The sequence below is a fragment of the Variovorax sp. KBS0712 genome (assembly GCF_006323185.2).
Lineage (GTDB): Bacteria > Pseudomonadota > Gammaproteobacteria > Burkholderiales > Burkholderiaceae_C > Variovorax > Variovorax boronicumulans.
Map to the genome: position 1 here is coordinate 687,277 of NZ_VCCD02000002.1, position 21,207 is coordinate 708,483.

At 67.1% G+C, this 21,207-nt stretch carries 14 protein-coding genes and 1 pseudogene; 11 read left to right on the forward strand and 4 right to left on the reverse strand.

Going from position 1 to position 21,207, the window contains the following annotated elements:
* Positions 1 to 13: 13 nt before the first annotated feature.
* A complete protein-coding gene (locus FFI97_RS20170) occupies positions 14 to 4,750 on the reverse strand; it encodes an RICIN domain-containing protein (RefSeq protein ID WP_409574634.1) in 4,737 nt (1,578 codons plus the stop codon).
* Between the two features lie 228 nt (positions 4,751 to 4,978).
* On the opposite strand from FFI97_RS20170, the gene FFI97_RS20175 reads away from it, so the two are divergent.
* From FFI97_RS20175 to FFI97_RS20210, 8 genes and pseudogenes are all read left to right on the forward strand, one after another.
* Positions 4,979 to 6,559 (forward strand): ABC transporter substrate-binding protein, encoded by a 1,581-nt coding sequence (locus FFI97_RS20175; protein ID WP_139699993.1) that lies wholly within the window; start codon positions 4,979 to 4,981, stop codon positions 6,557 to 6,559.
* 9 nt (positions 6,560 to 6,568) lie between these two features.
* Positions 6,569 to 7,510 carry an ABC transporter permease gene (locus FFI97_RS20180; protein ID WP_095746728.1) on the forward strand — a complete coding sequence of 314 codons (942 nt, stop codon included), beginning with the start codon at positions 6,569 to 6,571 and terminating at the stop codon, positions 7,508 to 7,510.
* A gap of 3 nt (positions 7,511 to 7,513) precedes the next feature.
* The gene (locus FFI97_RS20185) at positions 7,514 to 8,353 is read left to right on the forward strand and encodes an ABC transporter permease (RefSeq protein ID WP_062482920.1); all 840 of its coding nucleotides are present in this window, start codon (positions 7,514 to 7,516) and stop codon (positions 8,351 to 8,353) included.
* Complete coding sequence (locus tag FFI97_RS20190; protein WP_144004492.1) at positions 8,353 to 9,390, forward strand: ABC transporter ATP-binding protein; 1,038 nt, start codon at positions 8,353 to 8,355, stop codon at positions 9,388 to 9,390. Before FFI97_RS20185 ends, FFI97_RS20190 begins: the two co-directional genes overlap by 1 nt.
* Positions 9,387 to 10,395, forward strand: a pseudogene (locus tag FFI97_RS20195) (ABC transporter ATP-binding protein). The gene FFI97_RS20190 and the pseudogene FFI97_RS20195 overlap by 4 nt, the downstream one beginning before the upstream one ends.
* Positions 10,392 to 11,699 (forward strand): alanine racemase, encoded by a 1,308-nt coding sequence (locus FFI97_RS20200; RefSeq protein ID WP_139706959.1) that lies wholly within the window; start codon positions 10,392 to 10,394, stop codon positions 11,697 to 11,699. Before FFI97_RS20195 ends, FFI97_RS20200 begins: the two are co-directional and overlap by 4 nt.
* 19 nt (positions 11,700 to 11,718) lie before the next feature.
* Positions 11,719 to 13,203: an N-acyl-D-amino-acid deacylase family protein gene (locus FFI97_RS20205; RefSeq protein ID WP_144004493.1), complete on the forward strand. Its 1,485-nt coding sequence runs from the start codon at positions 11,719 to 11,721 to the stop codon at positions 13,201 to 13,203.
* A 42-nt stretch (positions 13,204 to 13,245) separates the two neighbouring features.
* On the forward strand, positions 13,246 to 14,205 hold the full coding sequence (locus tag FFI97_RS20210; protein ID WP_139704844.1) for a LysR family transcriptional regulator: 960 nt from the start codon (positions 13,246 to 13,248) through the stop codon (positions 14,203 to 14,205).
* 33 nt (positions 14,206 to 14,238) lie between these two features.
* On the opposite strand, the gene FFI97_RS20215 is transcribed toward FFI97_RS20210, so the two are convergent.
* Genes FFI97_RS20215 through FFI97_RS20225 form a run of 3 tightly spaced genes read right to left on the reverse strand, consistent with a single transcriptional unit; the run spans position 14,239 to position 17,721 of the window.
* Positions 14,239 to 15,681 (reverse strand): aldehyde dehydrogenase family protein, encoded by a 1,443-nt coding sequence (locus tag FFI97_RS20215; protein ID WP_221937701.1) that lies wholly within the window; start codon positions 15,679 to 15,681, stop codon positions 14,239 to 14,241.
* An 18-nt stretch (positions 15,682 to 15,699) separates the two neighbouring features.
* Positions 15,700 to 16,896, reverse strand: a complete 1,197-nt coding sequence (locus FFI97_RS20220; protein ID WP_139704847.1) for an ABC transporter ATP-binding protein — start codon at positions 16,894 to 16,896, stop codon at positions 15,700 to 15,702.
* A 36-nt stretch (positions 16,897 to 16,932) separates the two neighbouring features.
* On the reverse strand, positions 16,933 to 17,721 hold the full coding sequence (locus FFI97_RS20225; protein ID WP_370681988.1) for an SDR family oxidoreductase: 789 nt from the start codon (positions 17,719 to 17,721) through the stop codon (positions 16,933 to 16,935).
* Positions 17,722 to 18,051: 330 nt separating this feature from the next.
* Here FFI97_RS20225 and FFI97_RS20230 point away from each other — a divergent pair, with 330 nt between their 5' ends.
* The 3 genes from FFI97_RS20230 to FFI97_RS20240 all read left to right on the forward strand — a co-directional run bounded on the left by FFI97_RS20230 (position 18,052) and on the right by FFI97_RS20240 (position 21,098).
* On the forward strand, positions 18,052 to 19,275 hold the full coding sequence (locus FFI97_RS20230) for an ABC transporter substrate-binding protein (protein WP_139704900.1): 1,224 nt from the start codon (positions 18,052 to 18,054) through the stop codon (positions 19,273 to 19,275).
* Positions 19,276 to 19,356: 81 nt separating this feature from the next.
* Positions 19,357 to 20,247 (forward strand): carbohydrate ABC transporter permease, encoded by an 891-nt coding sequence (locus tag FFI97_RS20235; protein ID WP_139704849.1) that lies wholly within the window; start codon positions 19,357 to 19,359, stop codon positions 20,245 to 20,247.
* Positions 20,244 to 21,098 (forward strand): carbohydrate ABC transporter permease, encoded by an 855-nt coding sequence (locus FFI97_RS20240; protein WP_139704851.1) that lies wholly within the window; start codon positions 20,244 to 20,246, stop codon positions 21,096 to 21,098. The genes FFI97_RS20235 and FFI97_RS20240 overlap by 4 nt, the downstream gene beginning before the upstream one ends.
* The last annotated feature ends 109 nt before the right edge of the window (positions 21,099 to 21,207 follow it).

Genomic DNA, 21,207 nt, shown 5'->3' on the forward strand with positions numbered 1-21,207 from the left:
CGGGCAGAAGAGCTCAGGGAATCTGGCTCCAGCGCTGGTTGGCCCCGCCATGGCAGGCGTAGGTGGACAGCGCCGTGCCCTGCGTGGTGGTCGAGCCGGGCACATCGAGGCACGCACCCGAAGACACCCGGTTGCGCAGCGTCGCCCCGACCACGCTCCACTGCGTGGCCGCGCCCGCCGTGCACGCCAGCTGCACCACCGGGCCGCCGCCGGCGTTGGTGTTGCCCTGCGCCAGGCACAGGCCGCTGTGCTTCGCGACGAACTGGCTGTAGCCGCCGCTGCTGTTGACGGTGAAGGTCTCGTTGGCGCCGTTGCCGCAGGCCCACTGCACCACCGTGGCGCCGCTGGCCGTCGAGCCGCCCGACACGTTGACGCACAGGTTGTTGACCTCCGAGCGGATGCGCGTGTCGATCGCCGGTGCCGTGTCGAACGACTTCACGTACTCACCCAGTGCCAGCAGGTCGGCCGCCGGCAGGCCCGAGGCATTGCCGTGGCCGCCCGCGAGCACGTCCTGCAGCGTGGCCTTCTGGCCGTTGTGGAAGAAGCTCGGGTTGCTCCAGGTGCCGTAGAGCGTCGGGGTGTCGAAGCCCACGCCGGCCAGCGGCTGGTTGCTGCCCTTGCCCGACGAGAGCTGGATGGTGCCCACGTCGTGCCGCAGCCCGTCGCGCAGGCTGCCGGCCGTGTGGCAGGTCGCGCATTGCGCCGTGTTGAACACGGTCTGGCCGCGCACGGCGTCCACGCTGAGGTTGCCGTCCGCCGCGCGGGCCGGGCTGCGCATGTACTTGTTCAGCGAGTTCAGGTAGGCCGCGAGATCGTCGAGCTGCGCATTGCGGCCGGCCTTCGGCACGCCGAGCGGGTCGCCCGTGGCCGAGAAGTCGGCGTTGGTCAGGAAGCCCGTGCCGCCGAACTCGTTGCGGATGTCGTGCTCGAAGTCCTGCACCTCGTCGAAGTTGGCGGTCCAGTGCAGCTTGCCGTGGCCCGTGCCGCGACGGCCCTGCAGGCTGATGGTGCGGCGCAGGCCCTCGCCGCGCTGCGTGAAGTCCCACACCATGCCGTCGTCGCTGCCGTCGGCATGGCAGCTCGCGCAGGACATGTAGTTGTTCATGCTCATGCGCCGGTCCGACGCGTTGTAGAACACCTGCTTGCCGCGCAGTGCCGCGGCCGCCATCGGCTCCTGCGCGACCGTGGTGATGTTCTGCAGGAAGGCCGGGGCGGCCGACTCCGAGGACAGCACCTGCGCCACGTCGTGCACCGACACCGAGCGCGCCAGGAAGTTGTTCACGTACAGCCGCTTCCGCACCGCATCGAGGTACAGGCCGTGCGGCGCGCTGCTGGCGTTGATCTCGCCGCGCACCGAGCGGTTGTAGGCATCGACGATGGCGATGCGGTTGCCTTCCATCTGCGCCACGAAGAGGTAGTCGCCGGCCGGCGAGTACAGCGCAGCGCGCGCGGGGGCGCGGTCGTTGAAGTCGAGCTGTTCGCTGAACACTTCCGCGGCCGTCTGCAGGTTCACCTGCGACAGGATGGAGCGCACGGTCTTGTCATGCTCCAACGGCAGGCCGTCGCGGAAGGTGCCGCGCACGATGTTGTCCTTCTTCGAAGGCAGGAGCGCACGCGCACCATCGGGCGAGATCACCACCTGGCTCAGGTAGTTGGGCACGCCGCGCGAGGCGGCCTCGGTGTCGACCGTGGTCGTGTCGACCGCCAGCGCGATGGGCGTGGCGGCGCTGAAGCTCTGCAGGTTCACCTTGTGCAGTTGCCCGCCCGTCATCTTCGACTTGAAGCGCGTCACGTAGGCCGATTGCGAGCTCGCATCGACCGCGATGCCGCGCACGCTGCCTTCCAGGGCGAGCGTGCCCGTGGCGGCGCCGGTCGTCGGGTCGAAGCTGACCAGGGCCGACTTGCTTTCCAGCGTCAGCAGGCCCTTGGTGCCGTTGGGCGTGAAGACGACGCCGTACGGGCCGCTGCCGTAGGCCAGCGGCACCGTCGTCGACAGCGTGCCGTCGGCGGCGTTGAGCGCCACCAGCTTGTCCTCGCCCTGCACCGTGACCCAGATGCGGCCGTCCGGGCCCACGGCCAGCGTCTTGGGCTCATCCCCCACGCGCACTTCCCAGCGCTTGGCGAAGGTCTGCGCGTCGATGGCGGCCACCGTGCCGCTGTCGGGGTTCACCGAGTACACCGCGTTCGCATCGCCCGCGATGTTGGTCGTGTGCGTCGGCGCCGCCGCCGTGACGGGCGCGATCACCGTGAGGTTGTAGGTGTAGAAGGTCTCCTGGCCATTCGCGGCCTTGACCGTCAGCGTCACGGTGTAGTGGCCGGGGCTGCTGTAGGTGTGCGTGACGCCGGGCTGCGAGGCGTACGCGCTCTGCGTGCCGTCGCCGAAGTTCCAGCGGAACTGCGCGCCGGTGGCACCCAGCGTGGCCGGGTTGAAGTTCAGCTGGCCGTTGACGATCTTCGGTGCGCCCACGATGCCGGGATCGCCTATCACGGCCTGCGCCCGCAGCGCCGCCACGTCGGTGTCGCCGAGCACGCGGCCATACACGCGCACCTCGGCCAGCGTGCCCTTGAAGAGCGCCGCATTGCCCTGGATCTGCCCCAGCAGCTGGAACTTGGTCGACAGGCCCTTGGTGCCGGTGGGGCCGGTCGACGTGGTCTTCACGCCGTCGACGTACACCGCCTGCGCGCCCGAGGCCGCGTCGCGCGTGAGCACCACGTGGTGCCAGTTGCCGTCGTTCACGGCGCTTTGCGAGCGCGTGCCGGCGTGGTCGCCCACCGACAGCTTGATGTTGCCGGTGCTGTCGAGCCAGCCCCAGAACACGTCGTCGACGCCCGGCGACTGGTCGCGTCCGAAGATGCCGGGCGCGGTCCACGAGTTGGCGCCGCCGGCTTGCGTGGTCTTCATGTAGAAGCTCAGCGAGGCGGTGCCGCCCAGCGTGGTGGACACGCTGTCGTTCTTCAGTTGCACGCCCGTGGTGCGGTTGGCGAAGTTCAGGCCGATGCTCTCGAAGGCATCGCCGCTGGCGGGCGTACCGTTGTTGGCGCTGATCTGGTCACCCAGGTTGCCGGTCAGCGCCCAGTGGTGCATCAGGTTGATGTCGTTGGCGTTGCCGGTGTTGAAGGTGGAGCGATAGTCGGCCGCAATGGCATTGCCCGCATAGTCCTTCAGGCCGTTGGCGGGCAGGAACACTTCATAGCTCGTGCCCGGCTGCAGCGGCTGCGCGGGGTGGAAGTTGACGATGCCCAATTGCACGCTGTAGGTGCCCGCCAGCGTGTTGCCGCCCACCGCGCGCACGATGAAGGTGTTGGCGTTCACGCTCTCCGGCAGGATGCTGTCGGTCATGCCCAGGCCGATGCGCGAGGTGAGGGCCTGCTGCTTCGCACCATTCACGGGCGAGACCTGCTTCACTTCGGGCTTGGTGGTGTCGGGGTCCACCGCATGCACGATGAAGCCGCTGCCCGAGCCGTGGTCGTTGCCGACGTAGATCAGGTTGCCGAACGGCGACACCTGGCCATGGTCGGAGCTCGAGAAATCGGGATGCGTCGTTGCGAACAGTCCGCCGCGCCCGACTTCGACGTGGTTGAGCGGGTTGCTCACATCGACCTTGTGGATGTAGTTCTGCGCGCCCTGGAACACGAAGTTGTCCTGCGTGCTGCAGTACAGCTGCTGGTTGATCACCAGCCGGTTGTCCTCGGCCACGAAGCGCGAGCGGTCGCTCAGGTCGTAGCCGTACATCTTGCCGCCGCTCTCCTGCGCCGAGGCGTAGACCTTCTTGCCGTCGAAGCAGGTGGAGTAGTAGCTGGCGGTGGACCCGGAGACGGTGTCGAGCACCTTGGGATTCAGCGGGTCCGAGATGTCCAGGCTGGCGAAGCCGCTGGTGTTGGTCATGGACGTCAGCACCATGTGGTTGCCCATGGTGAAGATCGGCCCCACGCGAAAGCCGCCGAGCTCGCCCGTCGGTATCGGGTTGGGCTTGCCGGCGCCACGGTTCGCGAGCACTGCGTTCGCGGGGTCGGTGGCGTCGATGACGAACACGCCCTGCTCCGCCGCCGCCACGTACAGGTAGGGCGCCTGCCACCAGAGCTGCCAGCTCACGTTGTTGTAGTCGCCCTTGTTGACGTTGGGCAACACCAGCTTCTTCACTTGCTTGACATCGTTGATGTCGGTGAAGTCCCAGAACTCGATGCCGAAGACGCTGGGCACAGCGACGTACTGCTTGCCGCCGATGCTGGCGATGCCGATGGAATGCGGCTCCCTCAGTTCCTTGGTGCGGCCGTCCGGCTCGTAGATGCGCTTGACGAGCCGCAGGTTGCGCGGATCGGAGACGTCGTAGAGCAGGAAGCCACCGGGGCCCAGGCCGCCATCGGGCGTGAACGTCGTCAGGAAGTAGCCGTTGATCATGAGGCCCACGTTCTGGCCGTAGTGGTACTTGGTGTACCCGGCGGTGGGGTGCGTCACGCTGCCCCCGGGGATCTTCGGCACGTCGGCGCCGGTGCCGGCCCCGACGCCGGTGTCGACCTCCTCCTTGATCATCGAGATGGGCTTGAACAGCTCGGCCTGCGTGTAGGTCAGGTTGCCCAGTCCGGGTCCTTGCAGCGGCAAGGGATCGGCCACCAGGTCAGCGGCCGCGGAGGCCATGCTGGAGGCAGCCTTCCTGATCGTGTCGAGGGGGTTCACCCCGGTGATCGCCGCATGCGTCAGCAACGCACAGCCGAACAGAAAACCTACCGCAAGAACTTTCTTGGTGCTCATTTTCATCCTCGCAAATTCGATCGGACGCCATCTTTCGGTGGGAAAAGATTCGACCGGAATCTAGCAGCGGATGCGTGCGCGAACGGCATTGAATTTCGAAGGGAGGGTTCGAATATTTAGATCATTGCTCAGGGTAAATGGTGATGTTTTGGCATAGGTTGTGCTTCAAAGTTCGGGCCTGAAAAAAGTGAATTCATTGCCCACCGATCGCCCATGAAGGAACACCCCATGTCTCACGCCGGTCTTGTTGTCCAGCGCCTGCCTCGTCTGTCCAAGCGCAGCCTGCTGGGCGCTTCGCTGCTCGCCATGCTGTGCACCACGCTGCCCCACCCTCCAGCGCATGCGCAAAGCCCGCGCAACTTCGCCACGCTGGCGATGGTGGCCGAGCCGCAGACGCTCGACCCGATGGCCTCCACGGCCGACCTGGTCGGAACCATCATGCAGCACGTGTACGAGACGCTGTACACCTTCGATGCCAAGTGGAACGTGGTGCCGATGCTGGCCGAGGGCATGCCCAAGATCTCGGCCGACGGCAAGACCTACGCCATCACGCTGCGCAAGGGCGTGGCGCTGCACAACGGGCGCGAGCTCACGGCCGACGACGTGGTCGCCAGCCTGCAGCGCTGGATGGACCAGTCGCCGCGCGGCAAGGCCGTGGGCAAGGAGATCGAGAGCCTCAAGGCCAAGGGTCCGCTGGGCGTGGAGATCGTGCTGAAGGCGCCGTATGCGCCGCTGCTGTCGCAGCTGGCGCTGCCCAGCAATGGCACCGCCGCGATGATGGCCAAGGAATCGATGGCCTCGCCGCTCAAGGACTTCGTCGGCACCGGCCCCTACAAGTTCAAGGAGCGCCGCCCCGACCAGTTCGTGCTGCTCTCGCGCTTCGACAAGTACGCCGCGCGCAAAGAGCCCGCGAGCGGCTATGGCGGCAAGCGCGAAGCGGTCATCGAAGAACTGCGCTTCGTGCCCGTGCCCAACGCCAGCACGCGCGTCGAAGGTGCACTCGCGGGCCAGTACGACTTTGCCGACCTGCTGCCGGTGGAAGCGCTGCCGCGCCTGGAGAAGGCCAGTGGCAAGACGCTGCCGATCATCACGCCCGCTTTCGGTTTTCCGCTGGTGGTCTTCAACACCAAGGAAGGTCCGCTCGCCAGCCAGGCCGTGCGCCAGGCCCTGCAGACGGCGATGGGCCAGGGCGAGATGCTCGCGGCCGGCTTCGGCGACACGCGCTTCTTCACCGCGGAAGCAAACCACTTTCCCAAGAGTTCGCCGTTCTACTCGGCCGCGGGCGCCGACCAGTACAACCAGCGCAACGCCACCAAGGCGAAAGACGCCGCGACCAAGGCCGGCTACAAGGGCGAGCCGATCCGCGTGCTCACCAGCCGCCAGTACGACTTCCACTACAACATGTCGCTCTTGATGGCCGAGCAGCTCAAGCGCGCCGGCTTCAAGGTCGACCTCAACGTGGTCGACTGGGCCACGCTCACCCAGCGCCGCAACGACCCGCGGCTGTGGGAAATCTTCATCACCCATTCGGGGCTGTTCCCCGAGCCCATGCTGTCTCCACCTCAACTGGGCGACGGTGCACCAGGCTGGTGGGACTCGCCCGCCAAGAAGGCCTCGCTCAGTGCCTTCAACACCGAGAGCGATCCTGCCAAGCGTGGCGCGCTGTGGGGCAAGGTGCAGCAGGTGGTGTACGACGAGGTGCCGTACATCAGCGTCGGCAAGTTCAACGCCCTCTCGGCCAAGAGCCTGGCGCTGGACAACTACCAACCCACGAACTGGCCCTTCTTCTGGAATGTGAAGATCAAGTAGGAGGCGCGCTTGTTCCGTTTCATTGCCTCGCGCTTCGCCGGCATGCTCATCGTGCTGGCGCTGGTGGCCGTGCTGGTCTTCGTGCTCACGCGCGCCGCCTCGGGCGACCCCATCTCCGTGCTGCTGGGCGACCAGGCCACCGCCGCCGACATCGCCCGCGTGCAGAAGGACTACGGCCTGGACAAACCCCTGCCCGTGCAGTTCGGCTACTGGCTGCGCGAAGTGCTGCAGGGCAACCTGGGCACCTCGATCTTCCTGCAGCGCCCGGTCACGCAGGCGCTGTGGGAGCGCGCCGAGCCCACCACCTTGCTGGCCCTGCTGGCGGTTGCCATCGCGGCCCTCATCGGCGTGCCCTGCGGCATCGTCTCGGCCGTGTTCCGCGGCCGCGTGGTCGACCAGTTCTTCACCGGCATCGCGATGCTGGGCGCCAGCATCCCCAGCTTCTGGCTGGGCATCGTGCTGATCCAGATCTTCGCGGTGTCCTTCGGGTGGTTCCCGGTGTCGGGGTACGGCGCGCCCGATGCACCCTTCGCCGAGCGGCTGCATGCGCTGGTGCTGCCCGCCACCGTGCTGGGCCTGCTGAACTCCGCGCTCATCATCCGTTTCACGCGCGCCTCGATGCTCGACGTGCTGGGCGAGGACTACGTGCGCACCGCGCGCTCCAAGGGCCTGAGCGAGAAGGTCGTCGTGCTCAAGCACGCGCTGCGCAATGCGCTGGTGCCCATCGTCACGGTGATCGGCCTCACGGTCGCACTCATGATCGGCGGCGCCGTCATCACCGAGACCGTGTTCGGCCTGCCCGGCGTGGGCAACCTCGTGGTCAACGCCGTGCTGCGGCGCGACTACCCGGTCATTCAAGGTGCGCTGCTCGTGATTGCCGCGATCTACGTGCTCATCAATTTCTCGATCGACCTGCTGTATGCCGTCGTCGATCCGCGCGTGAAGGTCTGAACGATGCGCATGCCTCGAATGCTCCGCCAGCTGATGCACCGCCGCATCGTGATGGTCTCCGCCCTGGTGCTGCTGGTGATTGCCGTGCTCGCTGTCGGTGCGCCGCTTTTCGCGTCCGCCGATCCCAACGACACAGCGGTGCTGCAGCGCCTGAAGGCGCCCAGTGCCGAACACCTGCTCGGAACCGACGAACTCGGGCGCGACATGTATGCGCGCATCGTGCACGGCGCACGCTACTCGCTGGCCATTGCGGCACTCACCGCACTGGGCGCGGTCATCGCCGGCACCGTGCTGGGCCTCATGGCCGGGTTCTTCCGCCGCCTCGATGCACCCCTGATGCGCGTGGTCGACGCCATGATGTCCTTCCCCGACATCCTGCTGGCCATCGCGCTGGTGGCCATCCTGGGACCGTCGCTGATGAACACCGTGCTCGCGCTGGTGCTGGTCTACACACCCCGCGTGGCGCGGGTGGTGCGGGCCTCGACCTTGGTGGTGCGCGAACTGCTGTTCGTCGAAGCCGTGCGCGCTTTGGGCGTGCGCACCTCGCGCATCCTGTGGCGCCACATCCTGCCGAACCTGATGTCGCCGATCCTCGTGCAGGTGTCGTTCATCTTTGCCTACGCGATCCTGGCCGAGGCGGGCCTCTCGTTCCTGGGCGTGGGCGTGCCGCCCGAGATCCCCACCTGGGGCACCATGGTCGCGGGCAGCCAGCAGTACGCGCACCAGGCTTTCTGGGTCGTGCTGTTCCCGGGGCTGGCGATCATCTTCACGGCGCTGTCGCTGCAACTGCTCGGTGACGGCGTGCGTGACCTGCTCGATCCGAAGCTCAAGAAGACCTCGTGATGAACACCGCGAACACCACCCCACGCCTCACGGTCACCAACCTGAGCACCAGCTTCCCCACTGAAGACGGATTGATCCGTTCAGTGGCCGACGTGAGCTTTGCCATCCAGCCCGGCAAGACCACCGCGCTGGTGGGCGAGTCGGGCTCGGGCAAGTCGGTCACCAGCCTCACGCTGATGCGCCTGTTGCCCAAGACCGCCAACGCGCAGGTCAGCGGATCGGCTTCCTTCGTCACCCGCGAAGGCAAGACGCTCGACCTGCTGCAGATCGGCGAGCGCGAGATGCGCTCGCTGCGCGGCAACCAGCTGTCGATGATCTTCCAGGAGCCCATGACCAGCCTGAACCCGGTGTTCACCATCGGCGAGCAGATTGCCGAGAGCGTGCGCCTGCACAAGGGGCTGGACCGCAAGGCGGCCTTGGCCCATGCGCTGCGCATGCTCGAGCTGGTGGAGATTCCGGCTGCGGCCCAACGCATCCACGAGTACCCGCACCAGCTCTCGGGCGGCATGCGCCAGCGCGTGATGATTGCGCTGGCCATGGCCTGCGACCCGACGCTCCTGATCGCCGACGAGCCCACCACCGCGCTGGACGTGACCATCCAGGCGCAGATCCTGGAGCTCATGCGCCGGCTGCAGGCCGAGACCGGCATGAGCATCCTGTTCATCACGCACAACCTGGGCGTGGTGGCGCACCATGCCGACGACGTGGTGGTCATGTACTCGGGCCGCGTGGTCGAGCGTGCGCCGGTGCGCCCGCTCTTTGCGCAGCCCGAGCATCCGTACACGCAGGGCCTGCTGGCCTGCCTGCCGGGCAAGGCGCGCCTGCCGGGGCAGCCCAAGCCCAAGCGTCTGTTCGCCATTCGCGGGCAGGTGTCGAGCCCGTTGGCGCCGCCGCCGGGCTGTGCTTTCGAGCCGCGCTGCGACCAGGCGTTACCCGAATGCCGCAGCGCCATGCCGCCGCTCATCGACATCCGGCAAGACCGTCAGGCGCGCTGCGTGCGCGTGCAGCCCGATGCCCAACTCGCGAGGGTCGCATGACCGCTGTTTCTGTTTCCTCTCCTCCTTCTTCCCCGCCCCTCATCGAAGTCCGAGGGCTTAAAAAATACTTCGGCAGCAGCGAGCGCCCTGTGCGCGCGGTGGACGACGTGTCCTTCGCGATCCACCCCGGCGAGACCCTCGGCCTGGTCGGCGAATCGGGCTCGGGCAAGAGCACCATCGGGCGCACCGTGCTGCGCCTGGTCGAGCGCACCGAGGGCCAGGTGCTGTACCGGGGCGACGACATCGGCGGTCTCGGGCGAGCGCATGCGCAAGCTGCGCAGCAAGCTGCAGATCATCTTCCAGGACCCGTACGCCAGCCTGAACCCGAAGATGCGCATCAGCGCCATCCTGGGCGAGGCGCTGTCCACGCACGGCCTGCACAAGGGCGCGGCCGCGCGCGACAAGCGCATCGCCGAGCTGCTGGAAACGGTGGGCCTGCGCCCCGAACACGCCAGCCGCTTCCCGCACGAGTTCTCGGGCGGCCAGCGCCAGCGCATCGGCGTGGCGCGCGCGCTGGCCGTGGAGCCCGAGTTCATCGTGGCCGACGAGCCGCTGTCGGCGCTGGACGTGTCGATTCAATCGCAGGTGATCAACCTGCTGGCGGACCTGCGCGAGCGCCTGGGCCTGACCATGCTCTTCATCTCGCACGACCTCGACGTGGTCGAGTATTTGTGCGACCGCGTGGTGGTGCTGTACTTGGGCAAGGTGATGGAAGTCGCCACCACCGAGGAGCTGTTCGCGAACCCCTTGCACCCCTATACCCAGGCGCTGCTGGCCGCGAGCCCGAAGCCTGATCCCGAGATGGCCACCGAGCGCATTGCCCTGAAGGGCGACATTCCCAGCCCGATCTCGCCGCCCTCGGGCTGCGTGTTCCGCACGCGCTGCCCGCATGCCATCGAGGCCTGTGCGCAGACGGTGCCGCCGCTCGAGGAGATTTCCGCAGGACACTACAGCGCCTGCATCCGCAAAGAACTGCTCTCCAACACCGCCGTTGCACGACCATGACCGACATTTCTTCCTCGACTCACGACTTCATCGACCCGCTGCTGAGCGACCGTTTCAAGGGCTACCCGCGCACCCAGCCGCCGCGCCTGCGCAGCGAGGTCGGCGCCGCCGGCTGGAACGTGCTGGCCGGCGACCTGCCGCTGCCGCTGGCCGTGCTCAAGCGCGAGGCGCTGGAACACAACCTCCAATGGATGCAGGCGCGCGTGCGCGAATGGGGCATCGACCTCGCACCGCACGGCAAGACCACCATGTCGCCGCAGCTGTTCCAGCGCCAGCTCGACGCCGGCGCCTGGGGCCTGACCTTTGCCACCGTCACGCAGCTGGCCGTGGGCGTGGCTGCCGGCGCGCGCCGCACGCTGATCGCCAACCAGGTCGTGAGCGACGAAGACCTCGCGGGCATCCAGCTGCTGCTGGCCGACCATGCGGACCTGCGCGTCGTCTTCCTCGTCGATTCGATTGCGCAGCTGGCGCTCGTCGAAGACTGGTCGAAGCGCCATCCCGCCAGCGTGCCTTTCGAAGTCATGCTCGAGATCGGCATCGACGGCGGACGTACCGGTTGCCGCACGCATGCGGAAGCGGTCGCCGTGGCCAGTGCGGTGCGTGCCAGCAGCGCTGCGAAGCTGGTGGGCATCGAGAGCTACGAAGGCCTGAATGCCACCGGGTCCACCGAACAGGACACCGCCTTCGCCAAGGCCCTGATGGACCGGATCGAAGCCGTGGCCCGCCACTGCGACACGCAGCAGCTCTTCGAGACCAACGAGGTGCTGGTCTCGGCCGGTGGCTCGGCCATCTTCGATCTCGTGGCCGGGCGCCTCAAGCCTGCCCTGGGTTCGCCGGTGCGTGGCCTGCTGCGCTCGGGCTGCTACGTCACGCACGACCATGGCTTCTACAAGCGCATGGTGAATGTGGCGGATGAGCGCATGGGTTGCGAGTGCGGCGAAGGGCTGACGCCGGCGATGGAGGTCTGGGCCAACGTGCAGTCGCGGCCCGAGCCCGGCCTGGCGATCCTTTCAGTCGGCAAGCGCGATGTCTCTTTCGACATGTCGATGCCCATTCCCATTGCGCTCGCAGCACGCGGTGCATTGCAGTCGCATGCGGTGCCCGCCAGCTGGAAGATCACGGCACTGAACGACCAGCATGCTTACCTGCGCTGGGACGCGAATGACGAAGCGCAGGCACCTGTCGTCGGCGACCGTGTCGGCCTTGGCATCTCGCACCCCTGCACCACCTTCGACAAGTGGCACTGGATGCCCGTGGTCGAGAACGACTACCGCGTGAGCGATGCGGTCGTGATTCACTTCTAAGCAAGACAACGCCTTCCCCATGAACACACAGAAGAACAGCGCGACGCTGCTCGAAGGCGGCCTCGTGGTCGACGGCTCGGGCGGCCCCTCGTGGCCCGGCGACGTGCTGCTGCAGGGTGACCGCATCCTGGCGCTGGGCGAAGGCCTGCGCACGCGCCTGCCTGCAGGGTTGAACATCGCCGACGTCGACGTGGTCGACTGCCGCGGCAAGGTGATCGCGCCCGGCTTCATCGACGCGCACACGCACGACGACGCCATCGTGCTGCGCGATCCGTTGTGCCTGCCCAAGGTGTCGCAGGGCATCACGACGGTGGTCACGGGCAACTGCGGCATCTCGCTCGCGCCGTACCGCACGCCGCAGTCGAAGCCGCCGCTCACGCTGCTGGGCGCCGACTCGTTCAAGCACGCGACCATGGCCGAGTACCGCGCCGCGGTCGATGCGACGCAGCCTGCGCTCAATGTGGCCGCGCTGGTCGGTCACACCACGCTGCGCTTCGCGGCGATGCAGACGCTCGACCGCCCGGCGAACGGCGATGAACTGGCACACATGGCCGCACTGCTCGACGACTGCATGGCCGCCGGCGCGCACGGCCTGTCATCGGGCCTTTTCTATGAAGAAGCCTTTGCCGCGCCGGCCGAGGAGGTCACCGCGCTCGCGCGCGTCGTGGCGCGCCATGGCGGCGTCTACGCCACGCACCTGCGCAGCGAGATGCAGCAGATCATCGAGGCGATGCACGAGGCCGGTGAGTCGGCGTTCGAGGCCGGCGTGCCCTTGATCATCTCGCACCACAAGTGCGCAAGCCCCGCCAACTGGGGCCGCACCAAGGAGACCCTGCCGCTGATCGATGCCCTGTCGCAGCGCCAGGAGATCGCGATGGACGTCTACCCCTACGTGGCCGGTTCCACCGTATTGCGCGAGGACATGGTGGACGGCGTCATCGACGTGCTGCTGACCTGGTCCGAGCCCCACCCGGAGATGACCGGGCGCCTGATCTCCGACATCGCGCGCGAATGGGGCACGACGGAGAAGGAGGCCAGCCTGCGCCTGAAGCCCGGCGGTGCGTGCTATTTCCTGATGCAGGAAGAAGACGTGGAGCGCGTCATCGCGCATCCGCGCTGCATGATCGGCAGCGACGGCCTGCCGCACGACCGGCATCCGCACCCGCGGCTGTGGGGTGCGTTTCCGCGCGTGTTCGCGCGCTACTGGCGCCAGCGCAAGCTGTTCACGCTGGAGCAGGCGGTGCACAAGATGACGGGCATGACGGCGCGCAACCTGCGCATCGCGGACCGCGGCCTGCTGCGCGTCGGCACGATGGCAGACGTGGTGGTGTTCGACCCCGAGACCATCACCGACACCGCGACCTACGACCAGCCGCTGGGCGTGAGCGAAGGGATCGAACGCGTGTTCGTGAACGGCGTGCTCGCGTACCGCGGTGCGAACGAGGCGCGGGTGCTCGCGCGCGCGGGGCGCATGCTGACACGGCAGCCACGCGCCGCGAACTGAACATCGCCGCGCCCCGTCCCTGCCATCCCGTAGAGTGCACGCATGATCGAATCCACAACCCTTCGGTACTTCTACGAGGTCGCGGCCTTCGGCTCGGTACGCGTGGCGGCGGAAAAGCTCTTCGTCGCCCAGAGCGCCGTGAGCCGGCAGATCGCGCTGCTGGAAGACGAACTGGGCGTGCCCGTCTTCGAGCGCCATGCACGGGGCATGGCACTGACCGCGGCCGGCGAACTGCTGCTGCGCTATGCGCAGGACAACAAGACGCAGCTGGCCGACCTGAAGGGCCAGATCCACGAGTACGAGACGCTGGCCAAGGGCCACGTGCGGGTGGGGTGCGTGGAAGGCATCCTGCACGGGCTGCTCACCAGCTTCATGCCGAACTTCATCCGCACGCACCCGGGCATCACCTTCTCGCTCGATCTCATGGGGTCGCATGCGGTGGGCGAGTCGGTGGCGGAGCACAAGTACGACCTGGGCATTCTGTTCGGCGCCTCGCCGCGCCCCGACCTCATCGAGCTGCAGAAGATCGAGCAGCCCCTGTGCGTGATCGCTTCGACGCAGCACCCGCTCGCACAACAGCGCAGCTGCTCGCTCGCGGAAGTCGCCGACGCGCCCCTGGCGTTGCCCGACCGTTCTTTCGGCCTGCGCCAGCTGGTCGACCGCGTCAGCTCCAAAGGCAAGTTCAAACTGAACATCGCGGTCGAGACGAATTCGCTGTCCTTCGCGAGCCGGCTGGTCGCGGAGTCAGACCTCATCACCTTCCAGCCGAGCGACGTGGTCGCGCCGCTGATCGAGGCCGGCAAGGTGGTGGCCATTCCGCTCACCGATGCGTCGCTGCGCTCGGCGCGCGCCACGCTGGTGGCGAGCTATTCCCGGCGGCTGTCGCTTGCGGCCAATCACCTGTCGCAGTCGCTGATCGCCTACATGCAGGGGTGGCAGCGGCCCGTGAAGCCGGGGCGCGCCACCGCCGCTCGCACGCCCGCCAGGGGAAAGCCGGAATAGTTCCGGCGCGCGGGATCGTCGGCATCGAAAGGTTCAACCCGGCAGCGTGACCGTGATCATCTTGATCTCGGTCATCGCCTCCAGCGTGTGCATGCCGCCCAGCCGGCCGATGCCGCTTTTCTTGCCAGAGCCGCCGCCGAAGGGCAGGTGGATTTCCCACCAGGTGGTGCCCGCGTTGATGTTGACGATGCCGGCGGGAATCGCCTTGGCCATGGCGATGCCGCGGCCGATGTCTTGCGTGAAGACGCCCACCGAGAGTCCGTAATCGTTCTGCAGGGCCATCTCCAAGGCTTGCGCTTCGTCCTGGAAGGCGATGACCGGCACGACGGGGCCGAAGGTTTCTTCGCGGCACAGCCGCATGGCGGGCGTGACGTCGCGCACCACGGTCGGCTCGAAGAAGAGGTCGCTGCCCAGGTCCGGACGCGCCCGGCCGCCGCACAGCACGCGCGCACCCTGTTCAACGGCGTCGTCCACATGCGCGCGCACCTTGGCCGCCACCTGGGCGTTGTTGAGCGGCCCCATGGTCGTCGCGGGATGCAAGGGATCGCCCAGCACCTGCTCGGCGGCCTTGGCGACCAGCTTGTCGCAGAGGCGGTCGATCACGCTGGCATGGGCCAGCACGCACCCTGTCGCCGCGCACACCTGCCCGGCATTGAAGAACGCGCCGCCTGCCGCTGCAGCGGCTGCCGCATCGAGGTCGGCGTCCTCGAAAACGATCAGGGGGCCATTGCCGCCGAGCTCGAGCAGCAGGGGCTTTCCGGCGCCTCGCTCGGCGATGCGCTGGCCCGTCGCGGTGCTGCCGGTGAAGGCGATGGCGGTCACGTCCGGGTGCACCACCACCGCATCGCCCACGGTCGCGCCCTCGCCGATCACCAGGTTGAGAACGCCAGCGGGCAGGCCGGCCTTTTCGATGACTGCCATCAGCGCGCAGGCCACGAGCGCGGTGGACGGCGCGGGCACCCAGACGAGGGTGTTGCCGGTGGCGATGCCGGGGGCGAGGTATTCCACCGGAATGTTGACCGGGAAGTTCCAGGGCGTGATGACGCCATACACGCCGCGCGGCTGCCGCAGGGTCATGACGAGCTTGCCCGGGTCTTCCGCCGGCAGCGTCTTGCCGCCCATCTGCTTGACGAGTTCGGCGGCGAGCCGGAAGCCGTCGGCAGCCTTGGCGACCTCGCCCATCGCCTCGGCCAGGACCTTGCCCTGCTCGCACGACAGCGTGTGCGCGAGGGCCTCGCGCGCGGCATCGATCTCGGCCGCGATCGCCATGCACATCGCGGCGCGTTCGAACACAGGCGTAGCAGCCCACGCCTTGGCCGCGGCCTTGGCGGCGGCGACCGCCGCGTTCGCCGTCTCGCGGCCCGAACGGGGCACCGTGGCGAGGGTTTCGCCGCTGGCCGGGTTGACCACCGGCAGGGTGTCGACGGTGGTCGACCAGCGCCCGCCGATGTGGTTGCCCGTTTCGACTTCGGACATGCAGTGGTTGCGCATGGCCTAGCCGTACGAATACGCGATCGACGCGGCGTGGCGCTGGCCCTCGCTGCCGCTGGCCCGCGCGTCCACGCTGGACGCGGACGGCCTGTACCCGGCCGGCGCCGGGGCCGCGACACCCACATGGCGCTCGGTCTGCGCATCGAAGCAATGGGTCGATGCGGCCTCGCGGACCTGCAGGTGCACGAGGTCGCCGGGCTTGAGGGCCACGCGGTCGTGCACGGACACGCACCAGGGCGTCTCGCTGCCCGCCACGGTGCCGTAGATCTGCGTCTTGTCGCCCGTCGACTCCGTGAGGATCACGCGCAACGCCAGGCCTTCCGGGGCCAACTGCAGGTGCTCGGGTCGCAACCCGAGCAGCACGTGCTGTCCATCGGCCAGCAGCGGCGTGCACCCGGACGTGGGCAGGTCCCAGCTCTGGCCGTCGGGCAGCGCGAGCCAGGTGCGGCCGTGTGCGCGATGCACCTGCCCCTGCGTGAAGTTCATGGCGGGCGAGCCGATGAAGCCCGCCACGAAGCGGTTGACCGGGCGGTCGTAGAGCTCGAGCGGCGCACCGACCTGCTCCACCCGGCCCGCGCGCATCACGACGATGCGGTCGGCCATGGTCATGGCTTCCACCTGGTCGTGCGTAACGTAGACCATGGTGTTGCCCAGGCGCTGGTGCAGGGCCTTGATCTCGGCGCGCATCTGCACGCGCAACTGCGCATCCAGGTTGGACAGCGGCTCGTCGAAGAGGAACAGCGCGGGCTCGCGCACCACGGCGCGGCCCATGGCGACGCGCTGGCGCTGTCCGCCCGAGAGCGCGCGCGGCAGGCGGTCCAGGTACGGCGTGAGGTTGAGCAGGCTGGCGGCCTTTTCGATGCGCGGGCGGAAGTCGCTTTCGGCCTCGCCGCGCGTGCGCGGGCCGAAGGCGATGTTCTCGTAGACCGACAGGTGCGGGTAGAGCGCATAGCTCTGGAACACCATCGAGATGTTGCGCTTTTGCGGCGACAGGTCGTTGGCGCGTGCGCCGCCGATGCGCAGCTCGCCGCCGCTGATGGGCTCCAGCCCCGCGATCATGCGCAGCAGCGTCGACTTGCCGCAGCCCGAGGGGCCGACGAGCACGACGAACTCGCCGTGGGCAATGTCCAGGTCGATGCCGTGCACGACGGGCACGCCCGCGAAATCCTTGCGCAGTTGCTTGAGTTGAACCTGAGCCATGGGGTCTCCTTGTCTTTGTGGAAGTGAATCGCTGGCTCAGTAGTCTTCGACGGTGATTTCACGGGCCATCGGCAGGATGCCCGCCATGAGGCCCGCGTCCACCGGCAACGCCACGCCGGTGATGACGCGCGCGGCAGGCGACGCCAGGAACAGCACGGCATCGGCCACGTCGTCGGGTGTCGCGAAGTCGCCCAGCGGGTACCACTTCTTCAGCTGCTCGAACACCTGCGGGTTCTTGTCGGCGCGCGCCTGCCAGGCGGGCGTCTTGACGGTGCCGGGCAGCACGATGTTGGCGCGGATGCCGTAGGCGCCCAGCTCCATGGCGAGCGAGCGGGTGTAGCTGACCAAGGCGGCCTTGGCCGCGCTGTAGGCCGGGTGGCCGAGCGTGGTCAGCGCGTTGACCGAGCCGATCAGCACCAACTGCCCGCTGCGGCGCTCGACCATGGCGTGGCGCACCGCCTCCACGCAATGGAACGCGCCATTCAGGTTGAGCTGGATGTCGGCCTGCCAGTCCTGCGGCGTGGTCTTGCGCACCGTCGGCCCGCGCGCCGCTCCCACGTTCGACACCAGCACGTCCACCGGGCCGACAGCCGCTACGGCCGTGGCCACCTTGTCGCACAGGCCTGCGCAGTCGGTGACGTCCGCCACCAAAGGATGCAGCCGCGCCAGGTCGTCGGCGCTCACGCCCTGCCCGGCCAACACGGCCGCCAGGCCTTCCAGCGCGCCCGCGTCGTGGTCCAGCGCGATCAGCCGGTCGCCCGCCTGCAGCACGCGGCGGCACAGGGCCTGGCCGATGCCGCCCGCGGCGCCCGTAACCAGCGTCACGCGCCGGGACGGCGCGTGGGGATGAACCGGAGACGGAGTCGAAATTGATGTGTCCACGCAATGCGCCCTGTGAATTGCCAATACCTCTCCCGACCGGGCGGCAATGAATTACCGCGCGCAATTCGAGCTCGAATTTTGAAGCGTACAGGACGCCGCCGGAATTTGGCCTTCAATATTTCGCAGGCAGGGTTCTGTTTTTTAGAAATCGAGGGTTAGCTCTATCTATGGCGCCATTCGGCCGACTCGTAAGATAAAAAAGCGAAAGCATTGATCGCAGCAGATCCCGACGTGTATTCAATTAATTTTCAATCACTTCACGAGGAATTAAATATGAAAAAACGAAATACAACTCTATTGGCAGGCGCAATTCTTCTGGGTCTTTCCTCCCTCACGGCCCAGGCAGGAAATATCCGCATCGCCATGTCCAGCTACAGCAACAACACGCGCCCCTGGCTGGAGGCGCTGGCCCGGGACTACGAGAAGGCCAACCCGGGAGACAAGGTCAAGGTCGAGGTGGGAAGCTGGGAGAACATGCAGCAGAAACTGCAGGCGGAAATCGCCAGCAACAACCCGCCCGACCTGGCCCACGTCGCGACCCGCTGGGTGGGCGATTTCGTGAACGACGGCCTGGTGGAGCCGGTCGACAATTACGCCAATGCGGCGTTCAAGGACCAATTCATTCCGGCCTTCCTGAAAGCCGGCAATATCAATGGCAAGCCTTATGCGCTGCCTATTGCAGCCAGCGTGCGCGCCATGTTCTATAACAAGGACATGCTGAGCAAGGCAGGCTTTCCCAATGGCCCCAAGACCTGGGACGACGTGATTGCCGCCGCGAAAAAGATCAAGGCCACGGGCGCCTACGGCTATGGCATCCAGGGCAAGGACCTGGATACCGACACTTATTTCTACTACGCGTTGTGGAGCATGGGCGGCGACGTGCTGGATGCGGGCAACAAGGCCGCCTTCAATTCGCCGACCGGCGTGAAAGCCGCCACGCTCTACAAAAGCATGATCGACCAGGGCCTGACCGAGCCCGGCGTGGCCGGCAACACGCGCTACGACCTGCACAACCTGTTCAAGCAGGGGCGCCTGGGCATGGTCATTTCGCTGCCGCCGCTGGCCAAGGAAATCGCCAAGGACGCGCCGCAACTGAAATACGGCATCACCGGCGTGCCCAATGGCGGCAAGGACATCACCTTCGGCGTGACCGACTCGATCATGATGTTCAAGACCTCGAAGAACAAGGAAACCGCCCAGAAATTCCTGAACTTCATGTTCTCGAAAACCGCGCGGCTGAAGTTCGACCAGGGCGAAGGCTTCATGCCGGTGACGCGCGAGGTGGCCAACGACCCCGTGTTCAAGGACGACCCGGTGCTGTCCGAGTTCGTGACCCTGCTGCCCAACGCGCGCTTCGCCCCGCTGGTCGCCGGCTGGGAAGACTCGGCGCAGGCCGTCACCAACGCGCTGCAGGCCATCTACCAGGGCAAGGCGGAACCGAAGGCGGCGCTGGACAAGGCCGCGGCCGAAGCCAACACCAAGCTCAACAAGAAGTAAGCCAGCAAGCCCCGGGGCGCAGCCGCCGGGCTGCGCCAGCTTTCCGCGTGTCGCACCACGTCTATCCGATCGAATTGCCCTATGCAGAATCCTGTTCGAGGCCCTGCCCTGGCTTGGGGGCTGATTGCGCCGAGCCTGTTGCTCACCCTCTTCATCCTGGCCTACCCGCTGTCCACCCTGGTGTTCCAGTCGGTGCACGACATCTCGCGCTTCGGCCTGCTGCGGGCCTTCAACGGCCTGGACAACTTTCGCACCGTGTTCACCGATCCGGTGTTCGTCCACGTGGTGTGGCGCACGGTGCAATGGACGGTGTGCGTGGTCGGCGGCGCGGTGCTGTGCGCTGTGCCGATCGCGCTCATCCTGCAGCAGGATTTCTATGGCCGGGGCGTGGCGCGCACGATCGTGATGCTGCCCTGGGCGGTGTCGCTGACCATGACCGCCATCGTCTGGACCTGGTCGTTCAATGGCCAGTACGGCATGGTCAATGCGAGCCTCGCGATGGTCGGGATCATCCAGGAGCCGATCAACTGGCTGGCCGATGGACAGCTCGCGTTCTGGGTCGAGGTGGGCGTGGGCATCCTGGTGTCCATTCCCTTCACCGTGACCATCTTCCTGGGCGGGCTGTCGTCGGTGTCGCAGGACATCTACGAGGCGGCCGGCATCGAGGGCGCGTCGCGCTGGCAGCAGTTTCGCCGGCTCACGCTGCCGCTGCTCAAGCCCTTCATCCACATGGCGATCGTGCTGAACGTGATCTACGTCTTCAACTCGTTCCCCATCATCTGGATCATGACGCAGGGCGGGCCGGACAACGCCACGCACATCCTCGTCACCTGGCTGTACCAGCTGGGCTTTCGCCTGGGCCGTCCCGGCGAGGCAGCCGCCATCTCGCTCGTGATGCTGGCCTTGCTGCTGGCCTTCACCGTGTTCTACCTGCGCCTGCAAAAGCGCCAGTCCGCGAAGGCCGCCGCATGATCCGCCCCGACAAACTCGTGCGCAGCCTCTGGTGCTGGCTGCTGCTCCTGCCGCTGGTGGTCGTGGTCATCTTTCCGCTCGCGGTGATGTTCTTCACGGCGCTCAAGCCGGCGTCCGAGATCTACGTCTATCCGGCGCGGTGGTTGCCCCAGCAGTGGCAGTGGAGCAACTTCTCCGCCATGTGGACCCAGACCGGGTTCGGGCGCGCGCTGCTGAACAGCCTGCTGGTGTCGCTCTCTGCCACGGTGCTGACGATTGCCGTGAGCGTGCCTTCCGCCTATGCGTTGGCGCGCCTGAAGTTTCGCGGCCAGGGCGGCTACCGGCAGTTTTTGCTCATCACGCAGATGATCTCGCCCGTGCTGCTGGTGGTGGGCCTGTTCAAGATGGCGGCCAGTCTGCCCTGGTTCGAGGGCGGCAACATGACCGACTCGCGCCTGTCCGTGGTGGTGGCCTATGGCGCCTTCGGCATTGCCTTCGCCGTCTGGATGATGACCTCGTACTTCGAGACCATTCCGCGCGACCTGGAAGAGTCGGCCTGGCTCGAAGGCTCGGGCCCGGTGCGCACGGTCTGCAAGGTGTTCCTGCCGCTGGCCTTGCCGGCCATGGCGGTCACGGCGCTGGTCACCTTCGTCAATGCCTGGAACGAGTTCGCGGTGGTCTACACGCTGATCCGCTCCACGGAAAAGCAGACGCTGACCGTGCTCGTCACCAACATGGTCGCGGGCCAGTACGTGGTGCAGTGGGAGCTGGTGATGGCCGCCGCCATCTGCGCCGTGGTCCCGGTCGCCATCCTGTTCGCGTGGATGCAGCGCTACATGGTGCAGGGCTTGACCGCAGGCTCGGTCAAATAGCGACCGCAGCGGCATCACAGCCCGCTGCTACCCGCTGCGCCCGCCCCCTTCGAATAATGCGGCGACGGCCGGCGCGCCCCCTGCGCCGGCCGGTTTCGCTACACCTCAT

What these genes read in the sequence shown, in the direction of transcription:
- FFI97_RS20215 (WP_221937701.1), bottom strand. Translation starts at nt 15,681, where the DNA reads ATGTCCGAAGTCGAAACGGGCAACCACATCGGCGGGCGCTGGTCGACC.
- FFI97_RS20190 (WP_144004492.1), top strand. Translation starts at nt 8,353, where the DNA reads ATGAACACCGCGAACACCACCCCACGCCTCACGGTCACCAACCTGAGC.
- FFI97_RS20175 (WP_139699993.1), top strand. Translation starts at nt 4,979, where the DNA reads ATGTCTCACGCCGGTCTTGTTGTCCAGCGCCTGCCTCGTCTGTCCAAG.
- FFI97_RS20220 (WP_139704847.1), bottom strand. Translation starts at nt 16,896, where the DNA reads ATGGCTCAGGTTCAACTCAAGCAACTGCGCAAGGATTTCGCGGGCGTG.
- FFI97_RS20210 (WP_139704844.1), top strand. Translation starts at nt 13,246, where the DNA reads ATGATCGAATCCACAACCCTTCGGTACTTCTACGAGGTCGCGGCCTTC.
- FFI97_RS20205 (WP_144004493.1), top strand. Translation starts at nt 11,719, where the DNA reads ATGAACACACAGAAGAACAGCGCGACGCTGCTCGAAGGCGGCCTCGTG.
- FFI97_RS20230 (WP_139704900.1), top strand. Translation starts at nt 18,052, where the DNA reads ATGAAAAAACGAAATACAACTCTATTGGCAGGCGCAATTCTTCTGGGT.
- FFI97_RS20200 (WP_139706959.1), top strand. Translation starts at nt 10,392, where the DNA reads ATGACCGACATTTCTTCCTCGACTCACGACTTCATCGACCCGCTGCTG.
- FFI97_RS20240 (WP_139704851.1), top strand. Translation starts at nt 20,244, where the DNA reads ATGATCCGCCCCGACAAACTCGTGCGCAGCCTCTGGTGCTGGCTGCTG.
- FFI97_RS20235 (WP_139704849.1), top strand. Translation starts at nt 19,357, where the DNA reads ATGCAGAATCCTGTTCGAGGCCCTGCCCTGGCTTGGGGGCTGATTGCG.
- FFI97_RS20185 (WP_062482920.1), top strand. Translation starts at nt 7,514, where the DNA reads ATGCGCATGCCTCGAATGCTCCGCCAGCTGATGCACCGCCGCATCGTG.
- FFI97_RS20170 (WP_409574634.1), bottom strand. Translation starts at nt 4,750, where the DNA reads ATGAGCACCAAGAAAGTTCTTGCGGTAGGTTTTCTGTTCGGCTGTGCG.